10 protein-coding genes are annotated in these 14,990 nt (G+C 57.5%); 2 read left to right on the top strand and 8 right to left on the bottom strand.

Going from position 1 to position 14,990, the window contains the following annotated elements:
• Positions 1–150 precede the first annotated feature (150 nt).
• From CORGL_RS08155 to htpG, 3 genes are all read right to left on the bottom strand, one after another.
• Positions 151–2,343, bottom strand: a complete 2,193-nt coding sequence (locus CORGL_RS08155; RefSeq protein ID WP_013709428.1) for a YhgE/Pip domain-containing protein — start codon at positions 2,341–2,343, stop codon at positions 151–153.
• A complete protein-coding gene (locus CORGL_RS08160; RefSeq protein ID WP_013709429.1) occupies positions 2,340–5,057 on the bottom strand; it encodes a YhgE/Pip domain-containing protein in 2,718 nt (905 codons plus the stop codon). The genes CORGL_RS08155 and CORGL_RS08160 overlap by 4 nt, the downstream gene beginning before the upstream one ends.
• Positions 5,058–5,127: 70 nt before the next feature.
• Entirely contained in the window at positions 5,128–7,152 is a 2,025-nt protein-coding gene (gene htpG / locus CORGL_RS08165; protein ID WP_013709430.1) for a molecular chaperone HtpG, read from the bottom strand.
• A gap of 537 nt (positions 7,153–7,689) precedes the next feature.
• On the opposite strand from htpG, the gene CORGL_RS08170 reads away from it, so the two are divergent.
• Positions 7,690–9,285 (top strand): DNA recombination protein RmuC, encoded by a 1,596-nt coding sequence (locus CORGL_RS08170; RefSeq protein ID WP_013709431.1) that lies wholly within the window; start codon positions 7,690–7,692, stop codon positions 9,283–9,285.
• An 83-nt stretch (positions 9,286–9,368) separates the two neighbouring features.
• A complete protein-coding gene (gene nth / locus CORGL_RS08175; protein ID WP_013709432.1) occupies positions 9,369–10,031 on the top strand; it encodes an endonuclease III in 663 nt (220 codons plus the stop codon).
• Positions 10,032–10,071: 40 nt separating this feature from the next.
• Here the strand turns inward: nth and CORGL_RS09480 are convergent, their stop codons facing one another.
• From CORGL_RS09480 to CORGL_RS08200, 5 genes are all read right to left on the bottom strand, one after another.
• Positions 10,072–10,584: a hypothetical protein gene (locus CORGL_RS09480; protein ID WP_049777708.1), complete on the bottom strand. Its 513-nt coding sequence runs from the start codon at positions 10,582–10,584 to the stop codon at positions 10,072–10,074.
• Positions 10,585–10,772: 188 nt separating this feature from the next.
• Positions 10,773–12,158, bottom strand: a complete 1,386-nt coding sequence (locus CORGL_RS08185) for a glycoside hydrolase family 140 protein (RefSeq protein ID WP_013709434.1) — start codon at positions 12,156–12,158, stop codon at positions 10,773–10,775.
• Positions 12,159–12,257: 99 nt separating this feature from the next.
• Entirely contained in the window at positions 12,258–13,685 is a 1,428-nt protein-coding gene (locus CORGL_RS08190; protein WP_013709435.1) for a PTS transporter subunit EIIC, read from the bottom strand.
• Positions 13,686–14,127: 442 nt separating this feature from the next.
• Complete coding sequence (locus CORGL_RS09485; protein ID WP_013709436.1) at positions 14,128–14,493, bottom strand: hypothetical protein; 366 nt, start codon at positions 14,491–14,493, stop codon at positions 14,128–14,130.
• Positions 14,486–14,827: a DUF5674 family protein gene (locus tag CORGL_RS08200; protein WP_013709437.1), complete on the bottom strand. Its 342-nt coding sequence runs from the start codon at positions 14,825–14,827 to the stop codon at positions 14,486–14,488. Before CORGL_RS08200 ends, CORGL_RS09485 begins: the two co-directional genes overlap by 8 nt.
• Positions 14,828–14,990 lie beyond the last annotated feature (163 nt).

Consider the following 14,990-nt stretch of genomic DNA (forward strand, 5'->3'; position numbering starts at 1 on the left):
AAATATATGTGTGACTGATTGGGTTGATTGGAACTCTACGCCAATCTTTGCGTCACGCACGCTTTGAAACCGCATGTCCAGGACATCGTCATTCTTGATATCGCGACATAGAGCTGGGCACCTTGGCATGTGGCTTTGATATGTACGTGATCACATGAGCTTTGTCGACTCGATCTTCTCGATGACCCACGTGTTGGCTCTGATTATCGGCCGACGCAACAGCAAACCCAGTGCAAGCGATGGAAGCAAATAAATCGCGAGCTTGCTCATCTCGGCGAGATACTCGGCACCGTAGCTTCCCGCCATGGCGGCGTGCATCGCGTTGATAGCGTGGGTGAACGGCAGCCACGGATACACAGCTTGGAAGAAGTCGGCGGTCATCTGAATGGGAAACGTTCCGCCCGAGCCGGCTACCTGCATGACAAGCAGAACGACTGCAAGCGCCTTGCCGACATCGCCGAATGACACCGTGAGTGCGTAGATGATATTGCAGAAGACGAAACCGGCAAGCCAGCCGGTCGCGATAAATGCGAGAGGGCTGTCGCACTGAATGCCGAAGAACAAGATGTCTCCGGCGCACACGAGTGTGCTTTGGCATAAGGCCAACGTTGCGAACAGCAGAAAGCGTCCGAGATACAGCTCATGCAGGCGCACGGGCATGAGACGCTTGACCAGATCCGTGTCGACGACGACCTTGAGCATGGCGGCGAGTACGATATTTCCCACCCACATCGAAAGGACGGTGTAGAACGGAGCCATAGCCGAGCCGTAGTTGGCAATCGGGTAGACAGCATGCCGGCTGAGTCCGACCGGTGCCGCGAGCGCGCTGGCCAGTGCGGCGGGATCCTCGCCGATGATTGAGCGAATCTTAACCAGATCATGCGAGTTGGTGGCACCTTCGAGCTCGCCCTTGAGTTTGGCGAGCCACTCCGCTGAAGAGTCCAAAGTATCCGTAACCCCACCGAGCACGCCCTGTGCGCCCGCAAGTTCGCTTGCGAGTGATTCCGAGGAAGAGGAGAGCTTCTTGACGGTCGCATCCAGATCGCGCGCCGTGTCCCGACTTCCGCTTACGGTATCTTCCACCGTTTTCTCGAGCTGTGCGGCGTTCTGCTTGAGCGTGGTCTCGTAATCGGCTTTGACTTGAGTGATGCCTGCTTTCGCTTCCGCAACAAGCGCCTGGATATCCTTGCGATTCTGTTCGATGGCAGATGCGCTGCCGCCGATGTCACTTGCCGCGGCATTGAGACGCGCCTCCAGATCGCGCTGCTTTTTCGCAACTGCGTCTAGTCGTGAAATCACCCCATCGAGGGGAGCTTTCACCCGTGGGTCGAGATCGGGAAGATCCCGTTCGATCTTCTCGATATCGCCCTTGATTTTCTCGGTTCGAGCGGCCTGCTCGCCCACACGAGACGCAATAGACTTGAGCTGGCTCTGAGTGTCACCCGCCTGCGTGCCTGCAGCGGAAAACGCCTTGCCGACCGCGCTGGACACCGCGTCATAGCTCGCTGCTGTGTCACCGAGAGCGTGGTTGATGGTGTCCGCCGCACCCTCGATCGAGGCCTGAGTGTCTCCGAGTCCCTGCTTCGCATCCGCCAAGAGCTTGCGCATCTGCGCGGATGTGCCGCCGGTATCGCCCATGAGTCTGCCGGTCGACCCTACGAGGCCCGAAGTGGAGCCCAGGAGTCCCGACAACGACTTCGTACCCGCGTGCGCATCGCGAAGCCCAGAGATGCTCGCGTCGAGTGTGGAGTTCAGATTGGAAACGTAGGCGCCGATCTGATCGCTGTTCATGAAATCGAGAAGGTTCGCCGAAGTCGATAGTCCGATGCTGCCGATCGTCTCGGTAAATGTCTCATCGATCTGCTTGCGCACCGTGGTCGCACCCTTGTCTGTGACGCGCGGCGCGATCGCGTTCGCCTTCTGATTCTCGTAGTAGATGATATTCGAATGCTTCACCTGGGTGGAGAAAAGCGTCATCATGTCCGAGGAGAAGTCCTCTGGAATCACGACCGCGGCGTAGTACTCACCTGAGCGCACACCTTCGACAGCCTGATCCCTGTCCACGAACACCCAATCCAAATCTTTGTTTTCGCGAAGCGCCGAAGTCACCGAGTTGCCGATGTTCACCTTGATCGGGATGAGATCGCTGCGGTAACCGCGATCGGTATTGGCCACCGCGACCTTGAGATTGCCGGTGTTGCCATAGGGGTCCCAGCTGCCCGCGATGTTGAACCAAGCATAGAGCACCGGAACGATGATGAGACCGACCACGACGATCAGCGCGATAACGCTGCGCCGGATGCGCGCGAGATCACAGCGGAACAGATGCAAGATGTTTCTCACAGCGTCTCGTCCTTCCCCTTATCGAAAGCACGCGAAGATGAGCCCGAGTTCTCTCTCGTGGCCTTGCCCGCTTGAATATCGTCGTCGGTTGCAGCAGATCGATCCCGGCCGCCCAAGATGCCAGCGGCTCGCGCAGCAAGCGGGGAGTCGTCCATATGTCCGCGAATCTGCGCACGCAGGCCCTCATCGGATAGCGCCGATATCCTCAGCTGCAGCCGCATGCTCTCATGCGCGTATTCCACAGCGATCATATACGCATCGGCAACGATAATGGAAACGACCCAGAGCACGAGCATCCCGATCTTGCCATCTATGCTTACATCAAGAACGGCGGTGAGCACGAACAGAACGGTCGGCAAACCGAACACGAGGAGAAAGCCCGCGCGGATGAGTCGAGGATAGCGACGCTCGAAACGGTCTGCTCTGACTATGACGCGCTCTCGATATGCTGCGGTATCAAACATGACCCGCAGAGCTTGGCGCAGCGAGTAGTGCTCGCGAGAGCGGCTGTTCTTCTCGGAGATCATGACGCCGGTACGCGAAAGCTCGCGATCGAACAGAAGATTCATGTTCAGCAACCACGGGCGAAGCCCCACGCCCACGACAAGCGCTGCGACGAGAAATGCAAAAAGCGAGGCGAGATCGCTGAGATAGTGCGAGCCGTAGAGGCCGCCGACGGTCTCGCGCAGCGCATTGATACCATAGGTAAACGGCAGCAACGGATGCAGCCACTGAAAGAAAGCCGGCATCATCTCTATAGGATAGGTTCCAGAGGAACCAGGAATCTGGACGATCACCAATATGACAGCGATCGCCTTGCCGATATGCTTGAAAGCGCTTGCGAGCGCGAAGATGATGTTGACGTAAACAAATGAGATCGCGACGCCTGCAACGAGGAACAGCGCCGGAGAGCTGCATTGCATCCCGAGCACCAGATCACCCGAGCATACAATGAGCGCCTGAACGACACCGAGGAGCACGAACAGCAGCCATCTGCCAAAATATCCCTGCGTTGGCGAGAACGCCGGAAGCCCCTCGCGATCGACTTCGAGCTTGAGGATCGCGATGAGCACGAAGCCTCCGACCCATAAAGCCAGATTCGTATAGAACGGCGCGACGCCCGAACCGTAGGTCGCAACCGGATACACCGTGTTCGTGACAAGCGAGACCGGTGAGGACATGAAGTCAGCAAGGTCCTCGGGCTTGGCGTCCAGCAGATCCGCGAGCCTGCCGACCACCTCAGAGCTTCGAAGCGCAGCGACATCGTCGCGTGTTCGTTTGAGCATGTTTTGAACGGAACCGATTGCGCTGTCACCATGTGCGATCGTTTCCTTCGCCTGATCGAGAGTCCCCGAAAGCTCTCCTAGCATCCCGCGCGCCTGCTCTATAAGCGGGACCATGCCGCCGAGCGCTCCGGAAAGATCTCCTGAGACACTCGAGAACGAGTCCAGTCCGCGATCCAGCTGGGGTAGCACACTCGAGGAGAAACGGGACTGCACGTTCGCCACACCGGAGACACCGTTTTGCACGGCAGTGTTCATCTCTGAGGATGCGGCAGCGATCGAGGTCGCAGAATTCTTGATGTCATCGCTTTGCGTCTTGAGACCATCCTTCACCGTCTGAAGACGATCGTTCTCGTTCTGCAGAGCGCCTATGATGGCGCTCGTATCCACTGTCTTATCTGTGATCTGCTTGAGCACGTCGATAGCGCGCTGGTTGTCATCAATGAGCGCTTGGACGTCGGCGAGCATGCCGTCGACCTTGCCCTGTACGGAGATGATGGCCCCGCTCGCGGAGCCGATGCCGACGCTGGCCCGAGAGGAGGCGCGACCCAATTGCATGGATCCGCTTGAAAGGGCACCGGACAGCGATGTCGTGAACGCACGGGTCGAGGTGCGCGTGGTGGTCAGAAGATCATTGCCCTGTGCGAGCGCAGCGGAAAGTCCGGGAGCACGGTCCGAGAGGCTCTTGAGTGATGTGTCGGCGGACGCGATGGCCCTCTTTGTCGCGTCGATCGTGCCCGTCATTCCATCTAATGAAGCTCTCCCCTGATCAAGGGCATCGTTTGCCTCTCGAATGGTTCCGATGAGTCCGCTCTGCGCGGTGGCTCCCTTTTCGACGACGTCGGCTCCGGCTTCCTTGGCGCGTTCCATGATCGTCTTGCTCACCGTGGCGACAAACGTGTCATTGATTTGCTCTTCGATCGTCTCCGCTCCCGTGTCGGTGACCTTCGGCGCGATCGCGTTGTTCTTCTCGTTCACATAATATGTCAGCTTCGGCTGTGTGTACTCGTCGGTGAACATGCTCAGGAGATTTTTGCTGAAGTCCTTCGGTATGATGACGGCAGCATAGTACTCACCCGACTCAACACCCGCTTTGGCTTGAGCTGCGGACGTGAAGACCCATCCGAGCTGATGGTTTTCCTTGAGCCGGCTGATCGTCTGCTCCCCCGCGTTCAGACCGCCGACGTAATCGCTACTGGCTTCGACATCTTCATTCGCCACTGCGACATGGACGTTGGCCGTGTTGCCATACGGATCCCAGTTGGCCACGATGTTGTACCATGCGTATAGAGAAGGTATGACGCACACGCCGGCGATGAGCACCAGGGCCACCGGATTGCGAAGGAGACGCATGAGATCGCGTCGAAAGATTTTGATCACACAGGACACGACAAACCATCCGATCACACCGATCCGCTCATCGCAGTACATGCGCGATGAGCGGAACCCTCTGCCTTGATTCGGAAACACACTACTACAAACCCGCTGAGCGGGCCAGATGCTACATCAGCTCGCAGACAGCCTGCGCAAACGCAACCGGGTCCTCAGGGAGCATCCCCTCGACGAGCAGCGCTTGATCGTAGAGCAGGCCCGCATAGCGAGAGACCTTTTCAGTGTCACCGGATTGCTGGGCGGATACGAGCTTCTCGAAAACGGGGTGCTTCGGATTGACCTCCAGCACGCGCTGTGACTTGGGCATATTCTCCTGGGTTGCTTCCGGCCCTTTCGAGAGAACCTTTTCCATCTCAAGGGACATCGGTCCCTCCGTGGTTATGAAAGCGGGCGCGTCGGTTGCGCGAGCCGACGCCGCGACCCGTTCGACTTTGCCCTCGAGCGCCTTTTTCATGGTCTCGAACAGATCCTTATGGCCTTCGGTCGCCTTGGCGGCGTCCTTCTTCTCCTCTTCGGTCTCCAGATCGACATCGTCGGAGGCAACATTTTTAAGCTCCAGGTTGCGATTCTCGCGCGCGGGCTCGGCACCGTCGGCTGCGGCGGCCTGCGCCGCCTCCCGAGCGGCATCGTCCTCAAACACCTTGAGCATGTCCTTTGCCTCATAGGTGCGCATAGCTTGGAACGTGAACTCATCAACGTCCTGCGTGAGGAGCAAGACATCAAAGCCGCGCGACAGCACGCCGCACACGATGGGCATCTTTGAGAGCCTCTCGCGCGAGTCTCCGGCCGCGTAATAGATTGCCTTCTGCTCGCTTGGCATCGCATGGGCATACTCAGCGAGCGTGACCATCTTCTGATCGCGCGCGCTCCAAAAGAGCAGCAGATCGGCAAGACCGGCGGCTTTCATGCCGTAGCTTGAGTAGATCCCATATTTGAGACCGCGTCCGAAGTTCTCGAAAAACGCCTCGAACGATTCGCGATCGTTGTCACGCATGTCCTCGAGCTCGGCCGTGATCTTCTTCTCGACACGATTGGCGATCGCATGAAGCTGACGGTCGTGCTGCAGCGTTTCGCGAGAGATGTTCAAGGAGACATCAGCCGAGTCGATGACACCGCGCACGAAGCTGAAGTAGTCCGGCACCAGATCTGCGCATTTCTCCATGATCATGACATTTGAGCTGTAGAGGGCGAGTCCCTTTTCATAATCCTTGCTGTACAGGTCAAACGGGGCGCGGCCCGGTATGAACAGCAGTGCATCGTACTCCAGAGTTCCCTCTGCGTGAAATGAAATGGTACGCGCAGGGTCCTCGAAGTCATGGAACGTGGACTTGTAGAACTCATTGTAATCCTCGGGCTTCACGTCTGAGGACCGCTTCTTCCAGATCGGCGTCATCGAGTTCACCGTCTCGAGTTCGGTGTAGCTCTCGTATTCGGGTTTGTAGTCGTCTCCCGCATCGTCGGGCTTGGGCTTCTCGCGACTCTTTGTGACCATCATCTGAATGGGATGGTGCACGTAGTTGCTGTACCGCGTGACAAGGTCCTTGAGCGCCCACTCGGAAAGATAGCGATCGTAGTCCTCACCGGGCTCGCCGTCGACAGCTTCCTCGTTCTCGCGCAGAGTCAAAACGATATCGGTCCCATGGCGCTCGCGTTCGGCGTCGCCGATCGTGTAGCCCTCGAGTCCGTCGCTCTCCCATACGTGGGCGTCATCTTCGCCGAACGCACGCGAGATCACCCGAACGCTGTGCGCGACCATGAACGCTGAGTAGAATCCGACCCCGAACTGACCGATGATATCGATGGCGTCAGTCGCATCCTTTTCGGTCTCGTCTTTGAACTCCTGGCTGCCCGAGTGCGCAATCGTACCAAGGTTCTTTTCCAGCTCCGCCGCCGTCATTCCGATGCCGTTGTCTGAAACTGTGATCGTCCGGGCATCTTTGTCATACGATACGCGAATCGAAAGATCCTCATCCTCCAGTTTGAGGTCGTGATCGGTCAAGCTTTTGAAGTACAGCTTGTCCACTGCATCGGATGCGTTGGAAATCAGCTCCCTCAGAAATATCTCGCGATTCGTGTATATCGAATTGATCATCAGATCGAGCAGCTTCTTGCTTTCAGTCTTGAATTTGCGCATGCGTGCGTCCTCTCCATATAGGGCAATTCCGTCGCCTGGTGGCTTCAGCTTGAGGCCTCGTCTGCTCAGACGATCTGCCGCCAACAGACCTTATACGTTCGGACTTAGATTTTATATCCTTGCACCTTGCATATTTGCGGATTCTCATATTATTCATGAGACGCACGGGTCCCGGTTTGCAGAATCTGATTGCTAGACCACGTGCCAGTCTGCGCAACATCGGATAGATGGATTCATACATGCGCGATCAAGGGGGCTCGATTTACGTGCCGAACGCGATTGCGACTTCTTCGAAGTCCGCCTCGCTCATCTGGTCTCCGTGCCATCATCATGGTTCTGATCAGGGGAGAAAACAAGTATTTCATGTCAATGGGCAGATCTGCTCCTCAGGTCTGATGCGTCCCCGTGTTGTCCGGAATATGATTCGAACAGTGCCTTTTGGACAAACTTCTAGATCATCGGCCCTTCACAACCACATCTGAGCACATGGCAGCTATAATGTTGCAAGCGGAAACACTGTTTTGGGGGAGGGTGTGTATGGACGGTCCGGCGGCCTCGGCGATACTTATCATTGCCGCAGCGGCATCGATATGCGCTGTAGCCTTGGGTGTTGCCTGCACCGTGCTCATCTGCCGGGCGAACCGATCCGTGAGAGATCAGACTCAGCGCTCGAAGAAGATCGTGCCTGCGCTCTATCAGATCAAGGGCATCTTTGACACGGTCTCCTCGTCGCTCGCCGACACGCAGAACACACTTGACGCTGTGTCAAAGCAGGTGGCGAGCGAAAACTCCATCGAACAGCAGCGCTTCGATTACATCGCAAAGCGTCTGAACCTGACTGACGTTCGTGAGCGCGATCAGCGCCGTCCGACGATGCGGTCCTCCGAGCAAGCGAACGGCTATGTGGAGGAGCATCTGGAGAAGATACTCCTGAACATCAACCGGCAGCTGCGAATGTTTCGAGAGGACACCGAGAACCAGCTTGATCAGATGCGCTCCACCCTCGATGAGCGGCTCGCGCGAGTTGTGAGCAATCGGCTGCAGAAACCGTTTGAACGCGTCGGGACACAGCTTGAGAGGCTCTATGGCAGTCTCGATGACATGCGCGGGATCGCCTCGGGCGCAGGCGACCTCGAGCGCGTACTCAGATATGTCAAGACTCAGGGCATCTTGGGAGAGGTAGACCTCGAGACCCTCATGTCAGACATACTCACCGCAGATCAGTTCTGCAAAGACGTTCCCACGAAACCGGGAAGCCCGGATTGCGTGAGCTACGCTGTGAGGCTGCCGATCTCACAGGGTGCACCGGTTCTGCTCCCCATCGATGTGCGCTTCCCGATCGATGAATACGAGTATCTGTCCGAAGCTCTCGAAAGCGGCAACTCCGAGGACATCACGGCTGCGCGCGAGGAGCTGGCGCACCGGATACGCAAGGAAGCGAAGGGGATCTCCAGAAAGTTCATCGCCGAACCTGCTACAACGGACTTCGGCATCCTGTTCCTGCCATCCGAGGGACTCTACGCCGAGGTGGTCGGACTTCCCGGTCTTCTTGAAAAGCTGCAGGGGGTCTATCACGTGAACGTCGCGGGACCCTCGACGATGGCAGCGATTCTCAACAGTCTTCAGATGAGCTATCAGAGCGTGCGGCTCGAGGAGCACACGGATTCCGTGCTCAAGGTCCTCACCGCCGTGAGATCGGAGCTTCCCAGCTACCAGAAGGCACTGCGTCGCGCTCGCCGAGAGGTCAACGTGGCGTCCAGAAATGTCAGCAGCGCCATTTCTGCAGGTGCAGACCAGCTGAAAAACGAGATAGGAGATAGTATGTGCTCAAACCAAGACGAGACCCCGACGCGCATAGGCGGCGCACACATGAAGCAGTCCATAGACGACATGGATGACATGACGTCAGACGAATATGAGGAGGACGGTATGAAGAAAGATAAGAAGAAGGATAAGAAGAAGGACAAGAAAGAGAAAAAGAAGAAGGAAGAGAAGAAGAAGGACAAGAAGAAAAAGGACAAGAAGAAGAAAAAGAAGGACAAACAGAAAAAGGACAAAAAGAAGAAAAAGGACGTCGAGGAAGACACCGAGTTCGAAGAGGAACTCGAGTACGAGACCGAAGACGAGAGCTAATCTCGCCTTATCAGATATACAGGCGGCATCCCCGGAACGAAGTCTCGTCCCGGGGATTTCTCTTACATCCCAAAGGAGAGCGCATGCCACGAGAGAGCAACGCAATCAAGAGGACGCGAGCGATCGAAGTCTGCAAGCGCTTGGAAGCCCGCTACGGTTCGGTCGAATGCTTCCTCGATCATGAGAATCCGTATCGTCTCGTAATCTCCGTCCTGCTCTCTGCGCAGACAACTGATGCTCAGGTGAACAGAGTCACTCCCGAGCTGTTCGCCCGCTGGCCCACAGCAGAGGCACTCGCCTCGGCATCTCCCGAGGAGGTCGCCGACGTCATTCGCTCACTGGGGTTTTACAAGACCAAGGCAAAGCACGCCGTCGAGGCTGCGCAGATGATCGTCTCCGACTTCGGAGGCGAGGTCCCCGCCGACATGAAGCAACTCATGCGCCTGCCCGGCGTGGGTCGCAAGACCGCGAACATCGTCCTCAACGTGAGTTTCAACATCGTCGAAGGCATCGCCGTCGACACCCATGTGAACCGCATCGCCCACCGTCTCGGCCTCTCACCCCGAACGCATCTGAACGATCCGCTTAAGACCGAGCAGGACCTGCTCGGTCTTCTGCCATCGCAATGGTGGGGATCAGTGAACCATCAATGGATCAAACTCGGTCGGGAGATCTGCATAGCCAGGAACCCGCGATGCAACCTGTGTCCGCTCGCTGATATCTGTCCCAGCGCCGACCTCGCCTGAGGCGGCTTCGTCTCACGACGCGGGCGGGGGCGAAGGGCTGTCAGGTCGCCGCTCTGATGAAACCGGTGATCCGGTTGAACAAACCGGAGAGCAGCTCGACGACCTCTGAAGGCGTAGCGCCGTTCAGAATACAGGTGAGCGCGTACGATGCTGTGAATACCAAGCAAAGCGCCATGGGTATGCCGATGAGAAGCAACAGCGCTCTGCAGATGCGGGCGGCCCGTCGGCATCGTGCGCGATGCCGGTCATATGCCAGCTCCTCGCGATAAGACTCCTGAGCGACCGAGTACAGCTCCCCGTCACGCATCTCAGCCTGTTCAGGTGCCTGAGCCTCGCGATGCGCCCGCTCGTGCGGGGGCACTCGCACCCCCGCACGTCCGAAGAGCCGGGAGCGCAGCGATCGGTGGTCCCCGGACCGATCTGGTGCAGGACCGGCTATCTCATCGCACCAACCGGGGACGGCCCGCTCGCTGACGGTCTCGCAGGCGCACTCAGACTGAGCCCATCGGCGACGATCGGCTGTTCGCTGCGGAGTTTCGATAAACAGATTCATGCGGAGCCCCCGTTTCAAGGGCACGCGCAGAGAAGAGGGGCCCCTACAGCATGGGTGATGAGCTGCGCGAGCGCAAGGACGATTCTTTGCGATTTCGGCGAGCGGTCATCGCTCCCAGAGGGTCCATGCGACACCGCGACGTGGATCCGCGTGGCCGCGCGTGCGTGTCGGAGACGCCATCCGGTTGATCAGCGTGACCGCGTCCGAGGCGAGATGACGATCAGCGCATCGTGCTCAAAGGGGTGTTGCGCTATGCGTGCGCAACACCCCTTTTTATCATCACTCGAAAACGGGAGCCGGGCGACCCTTCGATTCTCGAGAGCGATTGCCTGGACGTTGCAGCCCGCCAGCGATGAGCGAATCGCGATCGAGGTAGTTCGCGGCACATAGATTACGATGCGCTCGCCGATGCGCGCCGCCCTGATCTCCTCGCGCTCGTCATCGAGCAACTCGGGTGCCGGCTCGATGGCCTCGTCCTCATCGGAGCTGGTCGCGCCGAGGATCTCGAGCATCAGACCGAGCGCCCCGGCATCCCATGCCCCGCTGAACTGCAATGCCTCTTGCCAGCGAAACGGCGCGTCGAACCCCTCCCCGAGCGCCGAGCTGTCAGAGCGCGAGGTCTGCCAGTTCCAAATGCCGTGCGCACCGTAGCTCACTCCCGCGACGGCACCTGCGAGCACGCTCGACCACAGCGCGGCGCGCACGTCGCGAGCCGAGAAGCGCTGATCAAGCGCGATGGGCGACATTGCGGCCCGTGCATCGCCGTCCACGAAGCGCTTGGACACGTGTCGGCTCGGTCCTATCTGCTCATAGCAAGGTTCGGAGTTGATGAGCGGCTTTTTCGGATAGCGCGCGCGAAACGTCTCGGGTAGACGATAGCTGCCGGACTGCTTGGCGATATTGTGACCGGATTGAAAGAGATAGAAATCCAAGCGATCGAGGTAGCGCTCCGGCAGCGAATCGCTGCCGCCGCAGATATGCATCGTGCGCAGCGATGCCGGCGCGCAGGCGCATATCTGCTTGAGCACGCTGTCGTAATAATCGATAGCCTGATCGGTCTTGAAATCGGTATCGCCCGAAACGATGTAGATCGGATCGAAGCGCCCGAGCTCGTGCACAACGCGCTCGATGTGCCTCAGAGCCTCTGAGATCGGCATGAGATCGATCTCGATCCCGATGCTCGCCGCCATATCGCTCGCCCAGGTTCCCGGAACGTAGTTGCACCAGATGAGAACGAGCGCCGGACGGATGCCGCGATCATGCGCCATCTCGCACATGGTGCGAGCGCGCTCCCACCACGCCGGGTTCGGCGCAGACCAGTCGAATTTCACTCCATCTTCGCTGGCGTACGGGTACACCCCCAGATCCGGCCGGCAGCGATCCCATTGCGGCAGCGTGTTGATCTGCACCGTGTTGAATCCCTGCTCGGCGCGGCGCTCAAGATAGTAGTCCCAATCATCGAGCGCGATGCTCGTGAATGCGCTCCAGCAGGTGTCCGCGGTCCAGAACCACGGCTGGCCATCAAGAAGAAAGCCGTCACCCCGCTTGTTTACGCTCAGCGATCCCAAAGCCATGATCTCTCCTTTTCTCGTGCGACACGCCCGTCGCGAATCGTCATCTGCATACCTGCCAGAGCCGTGCTGCAGCCCTGAGAGCCCGCGGACGCGAAGCGCCTACTCGCTGTCCGCGTCCATCTGCTCCATCTCCTGCTTTGAGAAACCGGTCATATAGACCACGACGGTTGCGACAGCAAACGATATAGCCATGCCGATGACTGCGCAGACGACATTTCTCTGGCCGCCTTGAAGGTAATTCAGCACGACCAAAAGATTCGACGCCCCACCGGCCATATAGTATGTGACACCGAGAATTCCTGAGATCACGGCTCCTACCGCTCCGCCGATGAACATACCCAGCATCGTGCGACGAAAGCGCAGCAGTATGCCGAACAGCGCCGGCTCGGTCACGCCTCCCAGCATCGCGGAGACGACATAGCCCAGGGACAATCCCTTCTCCTCCTTGTTGCGCAACCGCAGAAACGAACCTAGGGCGCAGCCCCAGACCGCCGTCATCGCGCAGTTCGTGGATACGAAGACGAACGGATCGTATCCCACCTGTATGATCTGCACCTGTGCGAGCATGATGACCGGCATGTGCATGCCGGCAACGACGAAAAGCTGCCAGGAGGCACCGAGAACCGCCATGACGACGATGATGCCGACGCCGCCGATCTTTGACAGCGGGAACAAGGAGTTGGCCAAAAGATTGCCGAGCTCGTTGCCGATGGGCGCGACCAAGATGAGCGCGACGGGCACGACGATGATCATGGTGCAAAACGGTGCGAAAATTGTCGACAGGATATCGGGCACGTGACGCTTCATCCACTTCTCGACGAAATAGAGAACGACTACCGACAACACAATGGGGACGACGGTCTGAGAGTAGTTGGCAGCGGTGATAGAGATACCGTAGACGCTGATGTGCTCACTGTTCGCAGCCGCTTGGGTGATGCTCGGAGCGACCAGCAAGCCGCCGGTGAGCATGCCGAGCACCGGACTCGCGCCGATTTTTTTGGCGCACGCGTAACCCAGATAGATCGGCAGGAAGTAGAAGGTCGCCTCATAAAGCGTCGTGTAGAAAAACGTGTAGGTGGCATCGGTATCGGAGATGACATGAAGCATCTGCGGTCCCAGGACCACAGCGAAAGTTCGAAACAGACCCCCTGCCATGACCAAAGGGATGAGCTGGACCATCGAGCCGGAAATGTAATCCAGTACGCGGTTTCCAAATACCTTCAAGGTCAACTTCTCACGCGGAACATCGCGGGACTGCTCCTTGTCGCCAGCTTGGGCGATCCCGGCTGCCGCACAGAACTCTTCGCACACCTTCGGTACGTTCTGACCGATGATGACCTGAAGCTGCGAACCGGAGAACTGGGCTCCGAGTACGCCTTTGATCTTCTTGATGCTGTCGATGACCGCCTTGCTGTCGTCTTTCAGTGTGAGACGCAATCGGGTCATGCAGTTCGAAGCCGATATGATGTTCGCCGCACCTCCAACCTCCGCAAGGACATCCGTTGCGATCTGCCTGTTGTCTGCCATTGATCCTCCCTCGTGAGCTGCAGTTCATTCTCCCCCTGAGCGGCGCTCTTGGCCGACGGCCGCTCGCAGGTGCTTCAATGCTGTCCAGTAAACAAATTGTTTATTGAACGTTTAGATTGATAGGATACCGGATTTGAATAATTGACCGAGGTTTTACCGGTAGACGGTTTTATAAATAAGCTAAACGGTATGTATCTACTGAAGTTACCTGATGATATGCTTTCTAGTTATTAAACATGTTTACTTGTGAGAAGAATCGCGCTGGACTGCCGCTGGGGGGGGGATAGGACAGCTTGAACGATTTGTCACCAGTCGGTGTGTGGGAATAAGCGACTATGCACCAGATCAGATCAGCTGTCCGGGCTCGCAGAACCCTGCTCTCGCTTCTTGTCGTTGCGTCAGGTGATGCACCGGTGATGACGCCGATATCGTGATCGGTCGTTCAGCTGGCGGTGGCAGGTGCGCCACGCCGCCGAGCCCGCCTTTGGCATTGCGCTGCCACCGCGAAATACATGAAGTATCTGTCAACATCTTCAACGTCAGTATCAGATGCGTCCTCGAAAAAGATCCGAAGAAACTCATTGCGAGCGAGAAGAAGCTCCCGCAGGCGATGAGACCTCTGCTCGACAAGACAGCACACGGTAGCATCGATAAGGTCAACCGCCCTGTCGAGCGCGCCGTCGGCGCGCTCGATGTCTGCTGCGCGTCGAGCGCTGATCGCGCGATCAACCTCGATGCCGATGTTTCCCATCTGCTCGAGAAAACTCAGACCCTCCCATCTTCTCTGGTCGATCCTGTAGCTACTCATGTACGACCTCGGAGATGATGGAGAGTATCTCATTTCGCGTCTGCGGATCTTGGACAGATTGTGAGCGGTTCTGCTGCCACGGCCTGATATTGATCAGCGACTTGAACTCGACAAAGCTCTCGGATCTGAATTTATCGGGATACAGGTTGATGCCCCATAGATCATCTTGAGCCGAACCATCCTCCAGTAGAAATTGCTCCTCATCTGCGTGGAGATCCGCATCGAGAACGACGATCCCTCGCCGCGTATCGACGACGGCTTTGACGAAATCGCTGTAGGTTCGCTCGGCTACGGATCTCAGATCTTCAACAGAGATGGATGTGACCTTGTTCATGGTACAAGCCTTCTAATCCAAGGAGGTACACGTTGTTTTGAGAACATGGTAGCGCATAAGAGCATATAGGTGCCTATTAAACATCAGCAAAATCAAATCCAGCAGTCACTGGTCCAGCATAGACCCCAGAGTGGTTTCGTAACGCTCGTTTTACTAAAACATA

Origin of the sequence: Coriobacterium glomerans PW2 (genome assembly GCF_000195315.1) — a bacterium.
GTDB classification, from domain to species: domain Bacteria; phylum Actinomycetota; class Coriobacteriia; order Coriobacteriales; family Coriobacteriaceae; genus Coriobacterium; species Coriobacterium glomerans.